Here is a 19478-nt window from a genome sequence, read left to right as displayed (position 1 = left end):
TGGGGGGGGGGGGGGGGGGGGGGGGGGGGGGGGGGGGGGGGGGGGGGGGGGGGGGGGGGGGGGGGGGGGGGGGGGGGGGGGGGGGGGGGGGGGGGGGGGGCGGGGGGGGGGGGGGGGGGGGGGGGGGTGAGCTCCTCGCCTATATGAGAGTGCTGCTCGTGAACAAGTTTCACTATCCCAAGGGAGGGGCAGAGACCTACTACTTCGCGCTCGGCGAGCGACTGGAGCAGATGGGCCATGACGTGGCCTACTTCTCCATGCGGCACCCTTCGAACGTACCCTGTGCGCAGGATGCGTACTTTGTCACCCAGCGTGAGTACAACGAGGCCCAGAACCCTATCAAGACATTACGGGACGGATGGTCGTTGATGTATTCCCGCGAGGCCCGCAACAGCTTTGACGCGCTCCTGCGGGACTTCAGACCCGATGTGGTCCACCTGAACAACGTGCATCGCCAGATCACCCTCTCGATACTCGATGCGCCCTCGCTTGGGACCACCCCCGTTCTCTACACGGCGCACGATTACATCACTGTGTGCCCCAATTACCTCATGCTCGATGGTGCCGGCGAGGTCTGCGACGCCTGCCTTGGTGGCCGCTTCGGCCAGTGCGTTGCGCGATGTTGCGTCAAGGGGTCGCGTGCGAAAAGCGCCCTCGCCGCCGTCGAGGCCAGGTACATCCAGCTCCACAGGCTCAACGAGAGAATCGACAAGGTCATTGCCCCCTCGCGCTTCATGCGGTCGAAGCTGGTCGAGGGGGGATGGCCCGATGACAAGGTCGTATGGATGCAGAATTTCGCGAGCGATGCCATCTGCGACCAGGCTCGGGCACAAGGCGCCGACAGCACGGACCACGAGCATCCCTACCTGCTCTTCTTCGGGCGCATCTCAAAGGAGAAGGGCGTGGACGTCCTTGTCAGGGCGTTTCAGGGCGTCATCGACACGCTTCCGGACGGCTGGCACATGGTCATCGCGGGGGAAGGTCCCGAGCGGACGGCGGCCGAGGCACTGTCCAAGAGCATGCCAGGGGCCAGTCGCGTCGAGTTCGTTGGCTTTCAGCAGGGGGATGCCCTGCGCGCAAATATAGAGGGGGCCTCCCTTGCCGTCACCGCCTCGCGTTGGCGCGAGAACATGCCCTATTCGGTCATCGAGGCGTTTGGGGCGGGCACACCGGTCATCGGCTCGCGCATCGGTGGCATACCCGAACTCGTGATGGACGGTGAGACGGGTCTGCTCTGTGAGCCCGGTGACGTACGGTCGCTCGCGGACGCCATCATGCGGGGCGTGCGGCTCTGTTCGGACGTCGTCGGCTACCATGCCATGCAACAGCGCTGCAGGGACTATGTGCTCGACCATTGCTCGCAGGATGCGTACGTGGCTTCCCTGGTCCATCTGTATGGGGGGCTTGTCGATGCCGAGAGTTAGTGTCGTGGTGCCCATATTCAATACCAGGCAGTACCTTCCCCAGTGCGTGGACAGCCTGCTCGGCCAGACGCTCGGCGACATCGAGATCGTCCTGGTCGACGACGGCTCCCCCGATGGCGCGGGGGAGGTCGCCGACGCGTATGCGTCGTGCCATGGGAACATCAGGGTTGTCCATCAGCCCAACGAGGGCCTCGGTCCCGCGAGGAACGTGGGCATCCGCCGGTGCATGGGCGACTACGTCGCCTTCGTCGACTCCGACGACTGGGTCGAGCCCACGATGTACGAGCGCCTTTACGGCAAGGCGGTGGAGTCGGGGTCGGACATCGTGGTGAGCGGGCACTGCGACGTGACCAATGGGCGCAAGACCTTCGTCAAGCCCCATCCCCTTGCGGGCAGGACGTTGGAGGACAGGCAGGATATCCTTGGCGTGCGCAGGGAGCTCTACGGGCACGCCCCCGGTGATGCGGCCGTCGAGTCATTCCCGATGTCCGTGTGCATGTCGCTGTACAGAAGATCCCTCATCGAGTCCTGCGGGCTCGCCTTCAGAAACGCGCTTTCCGAGGACACGTTATTCAACCTTGATGCATATGGGTCTGCCCGGAGGATTTCGTTCGTGGGGTCGACCGACTACTGCTACCGAAAGGATGACCAGAGCTCCATTACCAAGACGTTCTCCCGGGAGAAGCTGGGCCTCTATTCGGACTTTGTCGACGCCCTTGCCGCCCTCGCCCGCATGGAGCCCGATAGCGAGGACTGCATGCTGCGCGTGAGACGGACGGCGGTCGATTATGCCCGTCTGTACGTGGGTCTCGTGGCCACCAGCGACCTGACGCCCCGAGAACAGCGCAGCGAGGTCCTCGGGCTCGTCGACTCGGCGATGTTCCGGGGCTATTGCATGGGCTTTCCCATCGATGCCCTCCCCGTCCAGCAGCGCATCTTCCAGAGGAGCCTTGCCGGGAGGCACACGCGCACGGCGCTGCTCCTGCTGAGGATGAGGCTTGCGATGAAGAAAGGCGGACGATGATGGCAGGCCATATGAATCTCAGGCGAGTGTCCCATCGCATTGCCGAGGAGTTCCATGCGACACGCGCCATCGCCGGCGAGACCTCATGGCGAGACGCCCTCGACACGCTACGTGCCAAGGTGGACATCCAGGTGATGAACCGCAACGGGTTCCAGGAGCCCCCTGCGGTCCGCGACCGTCTCATGCGTAAGCATGAGACGGTACTCGAGTATCTCGAGGCGAGGTCCCACGGCTACTACGAGTCGTACGACTATGCGGCAGAGCTGCCGCCGGGCGACCCGGACCTGGAGGGGAGGATCTGGCTGTGCTGGTGGCAGGGCATCGAGCGCGCCCCTGCCATCGTGAGGGCCTGCGTCGAATCCATATGCCGCAATGCGGACGGGCATGCCGTGACCATCATTACGGACAGGAACTATCGCGACTATGTGCATATCCCCGACTGGGTGATGGGAAAGGTGGCGGAGGGGACCATCACGAGGACCAACCTCTCCGACCTCCTGAGGCTCAGCCTGCTGGCGGAGCACGGGGGCCTCTGGCTCGACGCCACCTTCTTCTGCTGTGGCCCGTTGGGGGACCTGGCCTTCGGACAACCCCTGTTCTCGATCAAACGGCCCGACTACCTGCACGCCTCCGTTGCCTCGGGCTATTTTGCGGGCTATTCGCTCGCCTGCGACACGGCGCACAGGAGGGTGTTCGCAACCATCAGGGACTTCTTCCTCGAGTACTGGCAGAAAAACGACTTCATGGTCGACTATCTCCTGGTCGACTACATGATCGTTCTGGCGCAGAGGCATGACCCCTCCATAGCTAGGGCCTTCGATGCCATACGGCCGAACAACCCTCTCTGCGATGAGCTGGGCAAATGCTTGGGAGAGCCCTTCGACAGGCAGAGGTGGCAGGAGCTCTCGAGCGACACGAGCCTGTTCAAGCTCACGTGGAAGCAGTCGTTCCCCACCCGCAAAGGCGAGGTACAGACGTTCTATGGAACTTTGCTGGGGGGAGACCTTACGTGAACACTTATCTTTAAACTAGCTCAGTTGGCCTTATATCATTGGCACGCTGTGTCATTGAGGGGGATGCCTTGATTGCCGGAATACATCAGCCATACTTCATGCCATACCTTGGTTACTGGCAACTGATAAACGCGGTCGACGTCTTTGCGTCGGCGGACAACTACAACTTCATCAAGGGTGGTTGGGTGCACCGGAACAGGATCCTACGCCAGGGCGACGTGTGCTACTTCAACGTCACCGTGAGCCACATGTCTCAGAACAGGCACATCTGCGACCATATGATTAAGCCCCTCGACGTGGGGGAGAGGCTCAATGTCCTGCGCGGGTGCTATCGCAAGGCCCCCAACCTCGAGACGGGCCTGGACGTCATGCGCGATGCCTTGACCTGCGATACCCTTAACCTGGCGGATTTCCTGTTCCATACCATCTCGGTCGTCTGCTCCTACCTCGGCATCACCACGCGGTTAGTGAGGACGTCCGACTACCCGCAGGACCCTACCCTGCGCAAGGAGGGAAGGATCTTCGACTACTGCAGGCAGCTGGGGGCTGACACCTACTACAACGCCATCGGGGGGCGGGAGCTCTATGCCTTCGACACCTTCAGGGAGCATGGCCTGGCCCTCGGCTTCCTGGAATGCATCCCTATCGCCTATCGGCAGCAGGCCCAGGAGTTCGTGCCCTGCCTCTCCATCATCGACGTCATCATGAACACCTCCCAGGAAGAGTCACAGGACATGCTTGCAAGCTGCAGGATCATCACGGAGCGCAACTAGCCCATGGACGAGCGGTACATCGACGTCTCCTATGACGAGGACAACGGCATCCGGCTGGGTGACGCCTTCAGGGCCGTGGGCAGGCATCTGCTCGTGTGCCTGCTGGCGGCTGCCGCCTTGGGGACGCTCGCCTTCGCGTACACGATGACGCAGGTCACCCCGCACTACCAGTCGTCCTTCACGGTGTATGTCACCAACCGTCCTGCCAACCAGCAGGTGACCACGGAATCTCCCATCACGAACTACCTGGGCAGCGGTGACATCGATGCCTCGAATGCCCTGGCAAGCACCTACGCCTTCATCTTCGAGAGCAGCGAGATGGTCTCGAAGGCCGTCGAGGGCACGGGCCTGGACGGCTACGACTCCCGGGTACTCGACGGCACGCTCGTCGCCACCGAAGTCGAGCAGAAGACTCCCCTCGTGACCGTGACCGTGACAGCCGATTCTCCCCAGGATGCCTATGACATCGCGGTGTCCCTCATCGACATCGCACCAGACTACATCTCGGGCATCGCCAAGGATAGTTCCATGGCGGTGGTTGAGTCGCCAAAGGTGAGCACTACGCAGAGCTCTCCCTCCCTCCTGCTCAACACGGCAGCCGGCTCCCTCATTGGGTTTGTAGTGGCGGCTCTCGTTGTCGTGGGCAAGGACGGCAAGAACAAGAACGTCGGGAGCAAGGAGGAGCTGGAGGAGCGCTTCGGGATACCCTCCGTCGTCGACGTTGGCGAGCTCCTGCCCCTGCTGCCGCGCCATGCCTCACGCACGATTGGGGTGATGGACGCCGACGGCAAGGGTCTAGCCGCATCGAATGCCATCGCGCTTGCGACGTCGTTTGCTGCGAGGGGTGCGCGGGTCCTCCTCATCGACTGCGATGTCAGTAGCGATGCCTGCGGCAAGGCGCTGGGGGCGAGCGGGGCCGGCGGGCTGACGGACCTTCTCCTCGAGCATGGCCAGGCCTCCGACGTCGTGCAGGAGGTAGGACAGGGGATTGACTTCCTTGCGTCGGGAAGGCCGATCGGCGACTTTGGAAGGCGTGTCCAGGATGAGCGCATGGCGTTGTTGCTTAAGGGGTTCGAGAAGGGCTACGACTACGTCGTTGCAGCCATCCCCTCCGCTCTCTCCGATGACAGCGCCTTGGTCCTGGCGGACTTGTTCGGCAAGGTCTTCCTCTCGGTCCGCGCGGGCAAGACGAGGAAGGCCGACGTCGCCGAGACGCTGAGGCGCCTGCGGCTCGCAGACGTGCAGATTGTCGGCTTCATGTACGGCGAGCGTCACCAGCGTGCCGGACACGTACCCCTACACCTGCGCTAGCTATGGTGGATGGCATGCACAGCGCTGGCATCGAGCTACGATCATCGCCCAGGGGGATGGAGGGTGCGGGTCGGGGGCTGGCCATGCGCCGCCTGGGGGACGTCTGGATTGGGAGGAAGAGCGGGACCCTGATCTGGGGTGAGGCGTGCCTGCTGGCAACCTTCGGGTTCCTGCGTGATATCCTCGGCGCCCCCGCGACGATCACCTATCTTTTCGACGTCATCAACGTGTTCCTTTTCGTCGCCATCCTCATGCGAGGGAAGTACGACAACGATGGGAGGTACTGCCGCCCTGCCTTTGCGCTCGTACTGGTGTTCCTGTTCCTCACGCTGCTGAGGGCCCTCACGGTCGGCGGTTCTGCAGTGCTGTATCTGTGGGGCCTCAGGAATACGTTCCGGTTCTATGTGTTCTTCACATGCTGCGTGGCGCTTTGGGGCGCTCGGGACGTCCTGCGCATGCCTGACTTCTTCAAGGCCCTTTTCTTCCTAAACGTGCCTCTCTGCATGCTCGAATATGCCATGGGCTACTCTGGTGACTACGTCGGCGGCTCCTTTGGCGTGCAGCAGGGGGGTAACGGCTATCTCAACATCCTGCTCGTCATCACGACGGCCATCTATGTCACGGAGTATCTGGCAGGAAGGACGTCCATCCTCAAGCTCTCATCAGTGCTTGCCCTGTCCTTCTACATGATGGCCGTCGCGGAACTCAAGGTATACTTCCTCGAACTGATGATTGTCGTATCCGTGGCAACCCTCAGCGAAAGGCTGACCGTGCGTTCGCTGGCCCTTGCCCTTGTCATGCTGGCGGGCATCATTGTCGGTCTGTATATCATGCAGCTCTTCTTCAGCGGCTCGGGCATCGACTTCTTCACAAGCGACGCACTGGCGACCTACATGGGGGACGCAGGCTACACGGGCACGGGCGACCTCAGCCGCATGAACGCACTGTCGCGTATCACGTCGATGTTCTTCTCGGGAGACCTGACGAGGCTCCTCTTTGGCTTTGGCCTTGGCAACTGCAGCTATTCCTCGAACTTCGCGATGCTGACGAGCTCTTTCTACCAGTACTTCAGCTGGCTGCATTATGCGTGGTTCTCGGACGCATACGTGTACCTCGAGACAGGGCTCGTCGGCCTTGCGTGTTTCGAGGCGTTCTTCGTCCTCGCCTTCATCGTGAGCCGACTCAGGCGATACAGAGATCCGGACTTGAGAACAGTGGTCAACTGTACTAGCGTCATTGCGCTGATGGCGCTGCTGCTCTCGGTCTACAACAGCTCCCTGACCGTGGAGTCGGGCTATCTGGTATACATGTTCCTTGCCGTGCCATTCATCTTGGACAAATACAGAAAGACGGGAGATATCACGCATGGTTCCAGCGTTTAGTGGTGGCGTCTGGCACATGGTCGCCTATATTATTGGAGACGTCCTCACATCAATCTACCAGCCATTCCTGTTTGCGCTGACCCTCACGGTCTTTGTCATGTTCTTCTTCGTCTATGCCCACGAGCACGGGTGGTCCCTGCATGAGTCCGCATCGCGCGGGGCAAGGGCGTGGATCGGGGCGTTCCGGACGTCGAAGCTCTTCAGGATAGAGTTCCTCCTTGTGCTGTTTGTCGTGCTGGTGCTCTTCAAGACGCTGTATTCGCGCGACATCTGGTTCGACCCGCTCTCCGACGTCCTGGGCGGTTGGGGGCTGTACGACAGGGACGGCAAGTTCACGGCCGAGGCGGTCGAGAACTTCATCCTGTTCGTGCCGTTTGGCCTGCTGCTCTCCGACGTGCTGTGCAGGAGGGGGAGCGTCGCTGGCACAGAGACCCGCGCCTCTGCGTTCACGAAGTCGGTCCAGGCCTCGGCACTCCTCTCCCTCTTCATCGAGTGTTCCCAGCTGCTGTTCCACCTGGGAACCTTCCAGCTCTCCGACCTCGCGTACAACACGGCAGGCGGGCTTGTGGGTGCGGGCGCCTACTATCTCGTCTCCAGGCGGAGAGAGGGCTGCTAGCGTGGCCGTGGCAGCTGCGGAGAGCAGACGCGAAGAGACTTGTCGTCGGACAGGAAGACGGAGGAGCGCGTGAAAGAGGAGCAGTCCTCACCAAAGATATCGCTGGCCACCAACGCGGCGTTCAACGTTCTGTACAAGGTGCTCAACGTGGTCTTCCCGCTTATCTCTGCCGTGTACCTCGCCCGCGTGCTGCTGCCTGCGGGCGTCGGCAAGATCTCGTATGCGCAGAACATCGTCTCGTACATGGTGCTGCTGGGTGCCCTGGGAATCCCGACGTATGGCGTGAGGGAGATCGCCAAGCGGAGGGACAGCCGGGAGGCCACGGACAAGCTGTTCAGCGAGGTGCTGGTCATCAACTTCTGCTCGACAAGTGTCGCCCTCCTGCTCTACGCGTATCTGGTGGCCACGTACTTCTCCGGTGACATCCCCCTCTATGTGGCCTGTGGCCTGCCCATCGTCTTTAACTATATCAACGTTGACTGGTTCTACCAGGGCAAGGAGGAGTACGTCTACATCGCCGTCAGGAGCATCCTAATCAAGGGGCTCTCCATCGTGGCAATACTCCTCTTCGTGCGCAGCCAGAGCGACTACGTGACGAGCGCCCTCATCTCATCGCTCGCGATTTGCGGCAACTACGTCTTCAACATCGTACGCGCTCGCAGATACGTCACGTTCACGCTCCATGGGCTACAGCTCAGGCGGCATCTGCGCCCCATCTTCGTCCTGGTGGCCTGCGCTGCCGGTGCCCAGCTTTACAACAACATCGACGTGCTCATGCTGGGCGCCTCGCAGAGTTCCGACGTGGTCGGCTGGTACAACAACGCACAGAAGGTCATCGGGCTGGTGCTGACGCTCGCCACGGCCATCTCCGAGATCTTCCTGCCCAGGATTAGCTATCTGTACGAGACGGACAAGGAGCGCTTTGACAGGCTCGTCTCTATGGGCTTCCGGATTGTGCTCTTCTTTGCCCTGCCGCTGACCGTCGGGACCGTGCTCGTTGCCAACGATTTGGTGGTAGTCATGTTCGGAGAGCCCTTCAGGCCCGCCGCGCTCACGATGCAGCTGCTGGCGCCCCTGGTCCTCATCAAGGGGCTTGGGGATATCGTGTCGTACCAGGTCATCATCAGCTCCGGCCAGGAAAACAGGCTCCTCGCCGCATACTTCCTGGCGGCGGCGGCCAACGTGGCGCTAAACGTGGTGCTGATACCCCGATTCGCGCAGAACGGGGCCGCCTTCGCCTCCATTGTCACCGAGCTCCTGGTAAACGCCATTCTGCTGCACTACTCGAGAAGGATCCTCAAGGTGAGCCTGGACCGTCCGTTCATGATAGACACGTTCTTGGCATGCGCCGCCATGGCCGTGCCTATGCTCGTCGCAAACTTCCTTGTGCACAATGTCTTCATCGGGCTTCTCGTGGACGTGGTTCTGGCCGTCATCACCTACTTCGCCTTCTGCCTGGTGACCAAGAACGAGGTTCTCCTCATGATTATGGGCCTGGTCAGAAAGAAGAAGGGGCCTGCATGACGGAGGGCTTGGGATCTATGCGCGTTGCGGGAAAAAGGAGAAGTGAAGGAAGAATGGCACACGATGAGATAGTGGTCACGGTCCTTTGCGTTTGCTACAACCACGCGAGGTCACTGCGACGCGCACTGGAGAGTCTCGTGTCGCAGAAGACGGACTTCGCGTACGAGCTGCTCGTCCATGATGACGCGTCGACGGACGGCTCGCAGGACATCATCAGGGAGTTCCAGCGCAGGTACCCCCAGATGGTGCGACCCATGCTGGAGGAGGAGAACCAGTACGGACAGGGTCGGCACTTCCTGGGCAAGATGCTCGCCGAGGCACGAGGGAGCTACATCGCCTACTGCGAGACTGACGACTTCTGGTCCGACCCCCTCAAGCTCCAGCTGCAGGTCGACGCTCTCAGGACCCATCCAGAGTGCTCGTTCTGCGTGCACAACACCCAGAGAGTTAACGTCAAGGGCGACAGGCTTCCGCAGCACTTCCCACCCATCAGGGTAGCCGCCGGCGCCATCACGCCCGAGGAGTACCTCCACCACGAGCTGTTCGAGGACAAGTGGATGTTCCAGCTCAGCAGCTTCATGTCCCGGCGCGAGACGATGGTGGAGTACGAGAAAATCTCCACCAGCGAGTTTCCCAGCAAGTACTACCGGGTGGGCGACCAGCCGCTGTTCCTGTTCTGCCTGACAAAGGGGCCCGCCTGGTACATCGATAGGGACATGTCGTGCTACACGGTGGATAGCGGCGGGTTCATGACGAGCCTGGGGAAGGGCGGCTCGTTCTGCGAGAGGGTGCAGCTCGGATACATACGGGGCCTCGAGGCGTTTGACGCCTATAGCCAGGGAAGGTTCGCCACCGCGATACAGCGGGCCGTCCTTAGGCGCAAGTTTCTGTACGACCTCGCGACACACAACTACCGTGCCATCTCCAACGGAAAGTACAAGGATCTTGGCAGCGAGCTCGGCAGCCTCCGGAGGCTGCGCTACCGCTTCCTCGGCCTTTTGCGCCATGACCGCCTCCAGGACCACCCCACCGAGGAACCCCCGCATGAGGTCACAGGATAGCGGCAAGGACGATTTGGGAGTACGACGTCATATGGACAACAAGACCCTGGTCACACGCCCCTCTATACCCACGCTCGACGAGTACGTCGAGGAGATACGCGACATCTGGGACTCGCGGTGGCTGACGAACATGGGTGAGAAGCACGAGCGGCTGCGGGGACTCCTGCGGGACTACCTGAGCGTGTCGCACGTCGACCTGCTCACGAACGGGCACATGTCACTGGAGCTGGCGCTGCAAGCCTTGAAGCTCTCTGGCGAGGTCATCACGACCCCGTTCACCTTCGCCTCGACCACGCACGCGATTGTCCGGAACAACCTGACCCCCGTCTTCTGCGACATCAATCCCACAGACTTCACGATTGACGCGACGAGGATTGAGGACCTCATCACTGACCAAACAAGCGCGATCATGCCCGTCCACGTGTATGGGAACGTCTGCGACGTGGAGGAGATTCAGCGCATCGCGCGCAAGTACGGCCTGAAGGTCATCTATGACGCTGCGCACGTCTTTGGGGTCCGCTACGGGGGGAGGGGCATCGGCAGCTTTGGCGACGTCTCCTGCTTCAGCTTCCACGCGACCAAGGTGTTCAATACCATAGAGGGCGGTGCCGCCTGCTACGATGACGAGGACTTCGGCCTGGAGCTCTACCGTCTCAAGAACTTTGGCATCCGCGGACCGGAGCGGGTGGATGGCGTTGGGGCCAACGCAAAGATGAACGAGTTCTGTGCGGCTATGGGCATCTGCAACCTGAGGCACGTCGATGACGAAATAGCCAAGAGGGGCGTGATCGTGGAGCGCTACCGGAGCCGCTTGGCCAACGTCGAGGGCATCCAGCTGAACCCCGTCCAGGAGGGCGTCACGCCCAACTACGCCTACTTCCCCATCATCGTGGACGAACGGGCCTTCGGTGCAAGCAGGAACGAGGTCTTCGACGAACTCAAGCGTAACGGGGTCATGGCGCGCAAGTACTTCTATCCCATCACGAGCTCGTATGACTGCTACCACGGTCGCTTCGATCCTAACCTCACGCCTGTCGCCCTCCATGTGAGTAAGCGAGTGCTCACCCTGCCGCTCTACGCTGACATCAGGCTTAAAGAAGTGGATAGAATCTGTGACATCATCTGCGGTCTCCGCAGGATGTGTTACTAATCCATTCACAATTGAATATGTGTCAGTGTCCCCTGAAAGGGAATGGCTCACCCTAGGCGCGTGTCCATCGTGCACGCCTAGGGTCCGCAGACGATCTGAACGGAGCACGACCATGTTCTTAACCGAGCTTGCAAAGCGTGTCGTCCTTCGTGAGAGGCGCAGCTCCGATGCGTACTGCGACTTCCTGAGAGACAAGGGCGTACGGGTGGGGAGGGGGACCGAGTTCTTCTCTCCCGGCAGCGCGCTTGTCGACCTCACAAGGCCCTACATGATTTCCATCGGGGACAACGTCCAAATCACCAGCAACGTGACCATCCTCACCCACGACTACGGCTGGTCGGTGATCAAGGGGGTGTACGGCGACGTCCTGGGATCCTGTGCTGAGGTCTCCATAGGCAGCAACGTCTTCATCGGCATGAACACCACCATCCTGAAGGGGACCCACATCGGCGATAACGTGGTCATCGGCGCAGGGTCTTTGGTCAACCGTGACATAGCCTCGGGGCGCGTCGCGGCAGGATCGCCCTGCGAGCCCATCTGCACCATCGAGGAGTACGCCGAGAGGTATCGTGTGCGACAGGTCGACGAGGCCTACTACCAATACTGCGGATATGTCTCGAGGTACGGCCATCCCGCCCGCAAGGAGGAGTTCAGAGAGTTTTTCTGGCTCTTCTGCGACAGGGGGGAGATCGTCGCCACGCCCGAGTTCGATGCGGTGATGGACCTTGTCGAGGGCTCGCGCCCCCTGAGCGAGAGGCGCCTCGACGCCGTCGCACCCACCCGCCCCTTTGGAACGTTCGAGGACTTTGTGGCATACTGCGATGGCCGCATGGCCGAGGAGCTCCGCGGCGCATAGGTGCTTGCGAATCTGATGGGTGACGAGTCCGGGGCTGATGAGAGGTCCTCAGTCCCGACCCGGGAAGGGTATACGTTGAAGAAACTGCTGATGCTGGGCACGTCTTTGGGAAGCCTCGATATCGTCCGTACGGCACAGGCCCTGGGCTGCCATGTCATCGTGACCGACTACCTGCCACCCGAGCTCTCGCCGGCCAAACGGGGGGCGGACGAGCAGTGGACGATCAGCACGGGAGCGGTGGACGAGCTTGAGCTGCGATGCCGCGAGGAGGGCGTCGACGCCGTGTTCGCGGGCGTGAGCGAGTTCAATCTCGATTGCGTGCTCGACCTATGTGAGAGGCTGGGTCTGCCCTGCTACTTTGACCGAGACGCCTGGGAGTATGCCCGCAACAAGGCGAGGTTCAAGGAGCTGTGCCGTGCGACGGGCGTGCCGGTTGCGGACGAGTTCAGGCTCGACGAGGGTGACATTGTCGCTCTGCGTGCCGGCTCGCCGGCGTCACCGGAGGCACCCGACGCGTCGCTACGCTTCCCCGTCGTGGTCAAGCCCGTGGACGGCTGCGGCAACCAGGGCGTGAGCTTCTGCCATGGCAGGGCGGAGCTCCTCGAGGCATGGCAGCTGGTGAGGGAGGTCTCAGACAACCCGCGCGTACTTGTCGAGGAATACGTGAGCGGCGTGGAATACTGCAACGTCTACGCCTTGGCCGACGGCGAGGCGTCACTGCTGTGCGTGCGCACGGGGTTCAAACAGCCTGGCTATCCCACCAACCTGTACATCCTTGGCACGACCGTCGCGGAACACGTGGAGGAGTACGTGCGTGACATCAACCCCGCCGTGACCCGCATGCTCAAGGAGGCTGGCTGTCACGACGGTCTTGCCTGGATACAGGCCATCCGCGATGACGAGGGCAGGTACAGCGTCCTCGAGATGGGCCACCGCCTCAGCGCGGACATGATGTTCGACAAGATGGTCACCATGAGGGGCTTCGATGCCGTGAGGTGGATGGTGGAGTGCCAGCTCGGGGTGAGGCATACTGCCGATCAGCTCCCCCAGTCGCAGGAGCATGCGTTTAGGGACTGCGCGAGCGCCTACCTGCTGTTCGCGGAACGGGCGGGGGTCGTCTCCCAGATAGTGGGGGCAGAGACAGTCGCCAACTGGGCGGGGCCCTCGGCCAGCCAGGAGGAGACCGCCTCCGTGGAGCTGCTCGTCCATCCCGGTGACGCGGTGAAGCAGCATCAGCTTGTGGGGAAGGTCACCTTCCACTCGGTGGACTGCGACGGGCTTTGCGAGATGGTGCGGTTCATCAACCGCGAGCTGAGGATTGTCGATGACGACGGGCACAACATGTTCGTTCGCTTCACCGACCTTGGGTGTGTGTCCGCGACCTACGAGAGGTCCCTGGAGTCTCGGTAGATTGCCCTGCGCGTGCCAGCCACATGCGGGCCTGCCATTGCCATGGCGGGCCTCTCCCGGGGCTGGGGGGCGCCGGCGCCGGAGCCTGCGCGGGCTTCGGTGCCGCTTGGTATGGGGTGGCGCTGCGAACCCTCGAAGAGCGGCAAGCTGGACTACTCGCCGCGCTGGCCGCACCTTCTCCCGCGCAATTCCCGGGTCATCAAGTGAGCCAACCGCATTGCTGCTAAACTCGGCACAGGTATGTGAGTACGTGGCCAACCTCGGACGGAGGGGCGATGGACATTCGGCGCATGCTTGCGGGCAGGATCCGCACGCACGAGTGGCGGGAGCCGTTTTCTCTCTGGACGCCTTGGGGTGAAGGGCTTCGTACGGGAGAGGATGAGGCCGCCAAAACCGATAGCTCCGGTGCCCGCGCGCTCGACGGGCATCCGCATCCCCAGTTTGCCCGTGAGTCGTGGGGGAGTCTTGACGGCTGGTGGGAGTGTGCCTTTGCGCCCAGCCCCGGCGGCGCCACGCCGGAGTGCACAGCGCCCGTGCCCGCGACGTTTCCGCAACGCATCCGCGTGCCCTTCTCGCCCGAGGCGCCGCTCTCGGGTGTGGGACGCCAGCTCCAGCCGGATGAGCTCCTGTGGTACAGGCGAACGTTCGATGCGCCCCACCTTGGGACGGACGAGCGGCTGTTGCTTCACTTTGATGCCGTTGACTACGCCTGCGCCTGCTTTGTAAACGGGCGTCCTGCTGGCACGCATACCGGTGGTTACCTGCCCTTCTCGTTTGACGTGACCAATCTGCTGGTGCCTGGCGAGAAAAGCGAGCTGACCCTCTGCGTGCGTGACCCAAGCGATACCGCATCCCAGCCGCGCGGCAAACAGCTGCTCCAGTGCGGGACCATCTGGTACACCGCACAGAGTGGCATCTGGCAGGACGTCTGGTGGGAGCGCGTGCCCGAGAACCACATCGAGGACCTGCTCGTCGACGCAAGCCCTGATGCGGGGGATGTGACGGTCTGCGCACGGGTCACGTGGCCGGGCAGCGGCCTGCTCGTGTCGCTCCTCTCGGCAGATGGCGCGGTGCTCGCCAGTGGCTCTGCTGTGGCAACGGAGCGAAGCGTTGCCGTGCGCATCCCCGTTGCAGCACCGCATCTGTGGTGTCCGGGTGACCCTTACCTTTACGGCCTGCGCATAGAGTACGGCACGGACGTGGTGACGAGCTACTGTGCCTTCCGAACGATCACGGTGGAGAAGGACGATCTCGGTACGCCGCGGTTCTGCCTCAACCACCAGCCGCTCTTCTTGCGAGGCCTTCTCGACCAGGGTTACTGGCCCGACGGCCTTCTCACGGCACCCTCGGCAGACGCGCTTGCGGCAGATATCAAGTCTGCAAAAGACCACGGCTTCAACATGCTGCGCAAGCACATCAAGATTGAGCAGGATCGCTTCTACTGGCTCTGCGACTGCGCGGGCATGCTCGTATGGCAGGACATGGTGAGCGGCGGCACCGCACCCTATGACATGTGGCAGGTCAACCAGAAGCCAACGGCCTCCCGCTTTGCCTGCGGGCACTACCGCGACGACATCCCCTCTCATTGGGTGCGGCTCTCCTCGGCAGACCAGGCCTACCAGGGGGAGTGGGTCCGTACTTGCGAGGGGGCCGTGCGCTACCTGCGCAACCACCCCTGCATCGTGACGTGGGTCCTCTTCAACGAGGGCTGGGGCCAGTTTGATGCGCGCGATGCCGTGTGCCGTGTGCGCGCCATTGACCCCACGCGGCCCGTCGACGCTACCAGCGGGTGGTTTGACCAGCGCTGTGGCGACTACCTGAGCGAGCACAACTACTTCCGCCGCCTGAGCGTGCGCCACCAGAGTGCCTCGGCACCGCCGCGCGCCTTTGTGATATCCGAGTTCGGGGGCCTTCCCTGGTACGTCCCGGACCATAGCTCATACGAGGTCTCCTACGGCTATGCGGGATACAAGAGCCTGGAAGAGTGGCGCACGGCAGTGCGGGCGCTTCTCGCAGAGGCGGATGCGCTCGAGGCCAAGGGGCTTTCCGGCTTTGTGTACACGCAGCTCTCTGATGTCGAGGAGGAGACCAACGGCCTTCTCAGCTACGATCGCAGGGTGGACAAGCTCCCGATGTAGCGGGTGCGCAGGAGAGGAGACGCACATGAGAAGATGGGGGCGCCCTTCTGTAACGCGCAGGGCTGAGACACCAATCTCTCCAACTGCTTGGTTGGTTATCTTGCTCCTCGCCTTTGTGGGGCAGGTGGCCTGGGCCGTTGAGAACAACTTCCTCAACCTGTTCATCCAGGATGCCTTTGGGGCGTCTCTTGCCGATGTGGCGCTGATGGTCTCCACCTCCGCGCTCACGGCCACGCTGACCACGCTTGCGGTGGGTGCGTGGTCCGATCATGTGGGCCGCCGCAAGCCCTTCGTGGTTGTGGGGGCGCTGCTCTGGGGCGTATCGATTATTGGGTTCGCGCTGATCCAGGGCCTCTCGGACGCGGTCTCTTCTGATGTTACCGCTGCAGCGCGACTGGGCGTCACCCTGACCATCGTCTTCGACTGTATCATGACCTTCTTCGGCAGCCTTTCCAACGATGCGAGCTTCAACGCATGGGTGACAGACACCACTGACGAGACAAACCGCGGACGCGTGGAGGGTGTGAACTCAGCGATGCCGCTCATCGCGATGCTTTCCGTCTTTGGCGGCGCGATGGCCCTCATGCATGTAGGCGCGGGGGGTGCCGTGACCTATGACTACCCGACGCTTTTCGTGGTAGTTGGTGTGAGCGTGATGGTCGCGGCGCTTGTCTCGGCAGCCCTCATGGATGACTCCCATCCGTCAGGTGCCGCCGAGAAGGGCTGGCTTGCAAGCGTGGCGCATGGCTTCTCGCCCTCCGCGATGCGCGCGAATCCCAGGCTCTACCTTGTGCTTCTCGGCTACTGCGCCTTCTCGACGGCACTGCAGGTCTTCATGCCGTATTACGTGCTCTACCTGCGACTTCCGTACGTCTTGGGGGAGGGCTACGTGTTCGTGATGGCACCGGGAATCGTGATTGCTGCCGCGTTTACCATTTTCTACGGACGGCACCTGGACAGCGTGGGATTCGAGCGGGCCGTGCGTTTGCCGCTCGCGCTGTTTGGTGTGGGATGCGTGCTTCTCACGCTGCTGACGGACATCGTCGGAGTCTTTGCGGGGTCCGTTCTCATGCTGTGCGGGTATCTTCTCTCGGCGGTGGCCTGCTTTGCTGCCGAGGTGCGCAACAACACGCCCTCGGATCGTGCGGGGCTTCTCCAGGGGGTGCGCATCTTCATGGTCGTGCTCGTTCCCATGCTGGTGGGGCCGTGGATCGGCTCGGCGGTGAGCTCGTCTTCCGGTGCCATTGCGGGCTTTGGCGTGGTGGGGGACGGCTTCACGCCTTCGTCGCTCGTCTTTCTGGCAAGTGCGCTCGTGTCTCTCGCAGTTGCCCCTACGCTCGTGGCGGTACGTCGGCACGGGCGCGAGAAGTAACAGGTGCACTTCCTGGTCGCGGGGAGCCAAATCTTTCCGAAGACGTCCCAATGGGCCCATGCGCCAGGACCCCACTCAACAAAGTCGCCCCCTCGGCGTCACTCGGACACCAAAGGGGCGGCAATGCTACGTCCTACCTGCGCCTACATGTGGTCGTGGCAGGTGCGGGCGATGACGTCGAGCTGCTGCTCGCGCGTGAGGTCGATGAACTTCACGGCGTAGCCGGAGACGCGGATCGTGAAGTTGGCATACTCGGGCCTCTCCGGGTGCTCCATCGCGTCCTTGAGCTTCTCCACGCCGAAGACGTTGACGTTCAGGTGGTGCGCACCCTGGGTGAAGTAGCCATCGAGGACGTTCACCAGGTTGTTCCTGCGCTGCTCGTCATCGGTGCCAAGCGCGCTGGGGTTGATGGTCTGCGTGTTGGAGATGCCGTCGAGCGCGTACTCGTAGGGGAGCTTGGCCACGGAGTTGAGGCTGGCGAGAAGGCCGTTCCTCTCGGCGCCGTAGCTGGGGTTGGCACCGGGGGCGAACGGCGTGGACGCGGGGCGGCCGTCGGGGAGGGCGCCGGTGGCCTTGCCGTAGACCACGTTCGAGGTGATGGTGAGGATGGACGTCGTGGCCTCGGAGTTGCGGTAGGTGTGGTGCTTCTTGATCTTGGTCATGAAGGCCTTGAGCAGCCACACGGCGATCTCGTCGGCACGGTCGTCATCGTTGCCGTAGCGGGGGAAGTCGCCCTCGGGCACGTAGTCGACCACCAGGCCGGTCTCGTCGCGCACGGTGCGTACGCGGGCGTACCTGATGGCAGAGAGCGAGTCCACCACGTGGCTGAAGCCCGCGATGCCCGTGGCAAAGGTGCGGCGCACGTCGGTGTCGATGAGGGCCATCTCGGCGGCCTCGTAGTAGTATTTGTCGTGCATGTACTGGATGAGGTTCAAGGTGTTCACATAGAGGTCCGCCAGCCAGTCCATCATGATGTCGAACTTGTGCATGACCTCGTCGTAGTCGAGGTACTCGCTCGTGACGGGCGCGAGCTCGGGGCCCACCTGCATGTGGTTGCCCTGCCTGTCGGTGTACCTCTCGTCCCTGCCGCCGTTGATCGCGTAGTTCAGGCACTTTGCGAGGTTCGCGCGGGCGCCGAAGAACTGCATCTCCTTGCCGGTTTGGGTGGCCGAGACGCAGCAGCAGATGGAGTAGTCGTCACCCCAGATGGGGCGCATGACGTCGTCGTTCTCGTACTGGATCGAGCTGGTGGCGATGGAGATCCTGGCCGCGTAGCGGCGGAAGGCCTCGGGCAGGCGCTGGCTGTAGAGCACCGTGAGGTTGGGCTCGGGGGCCGGTCCCATGTCCTCCAGCGTGTGGAGGAAGCGGAAGTCGCTCTTGGTCACCATGTGGCGGCCGTCCTGGCCAAGGCCGGCCACCTCGAGCGTCGCCCAGACGGGGTCGCCGGAGAAGAGCTGGTTGTAGCTGGGGATGCGCGCGAACTTGACCATGCGGAACTTGAGCGTGAGGTGGTCGATGAGCTCCTGCGCCTGGCTCTCGGTGAGCGTGCCTGCCGCAAGGTCGCGCTCGATGTAGATGTCCAGGAACGTGGAGATGCGGCCCACGGACATCGCGGCCCCGTTCTGGGTCTTGATGGCGGCGAGGTAGCCGAAGTAGAGCCACTGCACGGCCTCGTGCGCGTCGCGCGCGGGCTGGGAGATGTCGTAGCCGTAGGCCTTGGCCATCTCCCCCATGCCCTTGAGGGCGCGGACCTGCTCGGCAATCTCCTCGCGCAGGCGGATGACGTCGTCGGTCATGGTGCCGTCGCCGCAGTTGAGGAGATCCTCCTGCTTTTTGGCGATGAGGAAGTCGATGCCGTAGAGCGCGACGCGGCGGTAGTCGCCCACGATGCGGCCGCGGCCGTAGGTGTCGGGTAGCCCCGTGATCACGTGGCTGTGGCGAGCAGCGCGCATCTCGGGGGTGTAGGCGTCGAAGACGGCCTGGTTGTGGGTCTTGCGGTACTCGTTGAAGATCTGGTCGTACTTGGGGTTGATCTTGTATCCGTAGCTCTCCGCTGCCTGCTGGGCCATCTTGATGCCGCCGTAGGGCATGAAGGCGCGCTTCAGGGGCCTGTCGGTCTGGAGGCCCACGACCTGCTCGAGGTCCCTGAGTTCGGGGTCGATGTAGCCGGGGCCGTACGCGGTAAGGCCCGAGACGACCTCGGTCTCGCAGTCGAGCACGCCGCCCTTGGCGCGCTCCTGCGCCTGGAGCTCCTGCACCCTGCCCCAGAGCTTGTCCGTGGCCTCGGTGGGGCCGGCGAGGAACGACTCGTCCCCGTCATACTGGGTGTAGTTGCGCTGGATGAAGTCGCGGACGTTCACGTCATCCGTCCAGTGGCCTGCCGAGAAGCCTTTCCATTCTTCGCGTAGTGCCATGCAGAACCTC

At 62.6% G+C, this 19478-nt stretch carries 15 protein-coding genes; 14 read left to right on the top strand and 1 reads right to left on the bottom strand.

Translation table 11 applies throughout. The features are described from left to right. Positions 1–158: 158 nt before the first annotated feature. The 14 genes from E0E00_RS02095 to E0E00_RS02030 all read left to right on the top strand — a co-directional run bounded on the left by E0E00_RS02095 (position 159) and on the right by E0E00_RS02030 (position 17054). A complete protein-coding gene (locus E0E00_RS02095; protein ID WP_165443511.1) occupies positions 159–1424 on the top strand; it encodes a glycosyltransferase family 4 protein in 1266 nt (421 codons plus the stop codon). Next, complete coding sequence (locus tag E0E00_RS02090; protein WP_165443510.1) at positions 1411–2448, top strand: glycosyltransferase; 1038 nt, start codon at positions 1411–1413, stop codon at positions 2446–2448. Before E0E00_RS02095 ends, E0E00_RS02090 begins: the two co-directional genes overlap by 14 nt. Before the next feature lie 11 nt (positions 2449–2459). Further along, positions 2460–3461 (top strand): capsular polysaccharide synthesis protein, encoded by a 1002-nt coding sequence (locus tag E0E00_RS02085; RefSeq protein ID WP_242622093.1) that lies wholly within the window; start codon positions 2460–2462, stop codon positions 3459–3461. Positions 3462–3529: 68 nt separating this feature from the next. Beyond that, positions 3530–4234: a WbqC family protein gene (locus E0E00_RS02080; protein ID WP_130810949.1), complete on the top strand. Its 705-nt coding sequence runs from the start codon at positions 3530–3532 to the stop codon at positions 4232–4234. 3 nt (positions 4235–4237) lie between these two features. Beyond that, entirely contained in the window at positions 4238–5545 is a 1308-nt protein-coding gene (locus tag E0E00_RS02075) for a Wzz/FepE/Etk N-terminal domain-containing protein (RefSeq protein ID WP_130810948.1), read from the top strand. A 14-nt stretch (positions 5546–5559) separates the two neighbouring features. Further along, positions 5560–6927 (top strand): hypothetical protein, encoded by a 1368-nt coding sequence (locus E0E00_RS02070; RefSeq protein ID WP_130810947.1) that lies wholly within the window; start codon positions 5560–5562, stop codon positions 6925–6927. Next, complete coding sequence (locus E0E00_RS02065) at positions 6911–7543, top strand: VanZ family protein (protein ID WP_130810946.1); 633 nt, start codon at positions 6911–6913, stop codon at positions 7541–7543. The genes E0E00_RS02070 and E0E00_RS02065 overlap by 17 nt, the downstream gene beginning before the upstream one ends. Positions 7544–7612: 69 nt before the next feature. Beyond that, complete coding sequence (locus tag E0E00_RS02060) at positions 7613–9067, top strand: flippase (RefSeq protein ID WP_165443509.1); 1455 nt, start codon at positions 7613–7615, stop codon at positions 9065–9067. Positions 9068–9120: 53 nt separating this feature from the next. Next, positions 9121–10128 (top strand): glycosyltransferase, encoded by a 1008-nt coding sequence (locus tag E0E00_RS02055; RefSeq protein ID WP_165443508.1) that lies wholly within the window; start codon positions 9121–9123, stop codon positions 10126–10128. A 31-nt stretch (positions 10129–10159) separates the two neighbouring features. Next, positions 10160–11278: a DegT/DnrJ/EryC1/StrS aminotransferase family protein gene (locus E0E00_RS02050; protein ID WP_130810943.1), complete on the top strand. Its 1119-nt coding sequence runs from the start codon at positions 10160–10162 to the stop codon at positions 11276–11278. 112 nt (positions 11279–11390) lie between these two features. Then, positions 11391–12134 carry a DapH/DapD/GlmU-related protein gene (locus E0E00_RS02045; protein WP_242622092.1) on the top strand — a complete coding sequence of 248 codons (744 nt, stop codon included), beginning with the start codon at positions 11391–11393 and terminating at the stop codon, positions 12132–12134. Positions 12135–12209: 75 nt separating this feature from the next. Then, on the top strand, positions 12210–13544 hold the full coding sequence (locus E0E00_RS02040) for an acetyl-CoA carboxylase biotin carboxylase subunit family protein (protein WP_165443507.1): 1335 nt from the start codon (positions 12210–12212) through the stop codon (positions 13542–13544). Between the two features lie 275 nt (positions 13545–13819). Continuing rightward, a complete protein-coding gene (locus E0E00_RS02035) occupies positions 13820–15682 on the top strand; it encodes a glycoside hydrolase family 2 protein (protein WP_130810941.1) in 1863 nt (620 codons plus the stop codon). A 100-nt stretch (positions 15683–15782) separates the two neighbouring features. Further along, the gene (locus E0E00_RS02030) at positions 15783–17054 is read left to right on the top strand and encodes an MFS transporter (RefSeq protein WP_207302618.1); all 1272 of its coding nucleotides are present in this window, start codon (positions 15783–15785) and stop codon (positions 17052–17054) included. 143 nt (positions 17055–17197) lie between these two features. On the opposite strand, the gene pflB is transcribed toward E0E00_RS02030, so the two are convergent. Beyond that, on the bottom strand, positions 17198–19468 hold the full coding sequence (gene pflB, locus E0E00_RS02025; RefSeq protein WP_130810939.1) for a formate C-acetyltransferase: 2271 nt from the start codon (positions 19466–19468) through the stop codon (positions 17198–17200). Positions 19469–19478 lie beyond the last annotated feature (10 nt).

Origin of the sequence: Olsenella sp. Marseille-P4559 (assembly GCF_900605015.1) — a bacterium.
Classification (GTDB): domain Bacteria; phylum Actinomycetota; class Coriobacteriia; order Coriobacteriales; family Atopobiaceae; genus Tractidigestivibacter.
This window is presented reverse-complemented; position numbering and strand designations above follow the sequence as displayed.

Bases quoted from the DNA above. Each gene is read 5' to 3' on its own strand.
- E0E00_RS02090 (WP_165443510.1), top strand. From the start codon at position 1,411: ATGCCGAGAGTTAGTGTCGTGGTGCCCATATTCAATACCAGGCAGTAC.
- E0E00_RS02085 (WP_242622093.1), top strand. From the start codon at position 2,460: ATGAATCTCAGGCGAGTGTCCCATCGCATTGCCGAGGAGTTCCATGCG.
- E0E00_RS02075 (WP_130810948.1), top strand. From the start codon at position 4,238: ATGGACGAGCGGTACATCGACGTCTCCTATGACGAGGACAACGGCATC.
- E0E00_RS02070 (WP_130810947.1), top strand. From the start codon at position 5,560: ATGCACAGCGCTGGCATCGAGCTACGATCATCGCCCAGGGGGATGGAG.
- E0E00_RS02065 (WP_130810946.1), top strand. From the start codon at position 6,911: ATGGTTCCAGCGTTTAGTGGTGGCGTCTGGCACATGGTCGCCTATATT.
- E0E00_RS02055 (WP_165443508.1), top strand. From the start codon at position 9,121: ATGGCACACGATGAGATAGTGGTCACGGTCCTTTGCGTTTGCTACAAC.
- E0E00_RS02050 (WP_130810943.1), top strand. From the start codon at position 10,160: ATGGACAACAAGACCCTGGTCACACGCCCCTCTATACCCACGCTCGAC.
- E0E00_RS02045 (WP_242622092.1), top strand. From the start codon at position 11,391: ATGTTCTTAACCGAGCTTGCAAAGCGTGTCGTCCTTCGTGAGAGGCGC.
- E0E00_RS02035 (WP_130810941.1), top strand. From the start codon at position 13,820: ATGGACATTCGGCGCATGCTTGCGGGCAGGATCCGCACGCACGAGTGG.
- pflB (WP_130810939.1), bottom strand. From the start codon at position 19,468: ATGGCACTACGCGAAGAATGGAAAGGCTTCTCGGCAGGCCACTGGACG.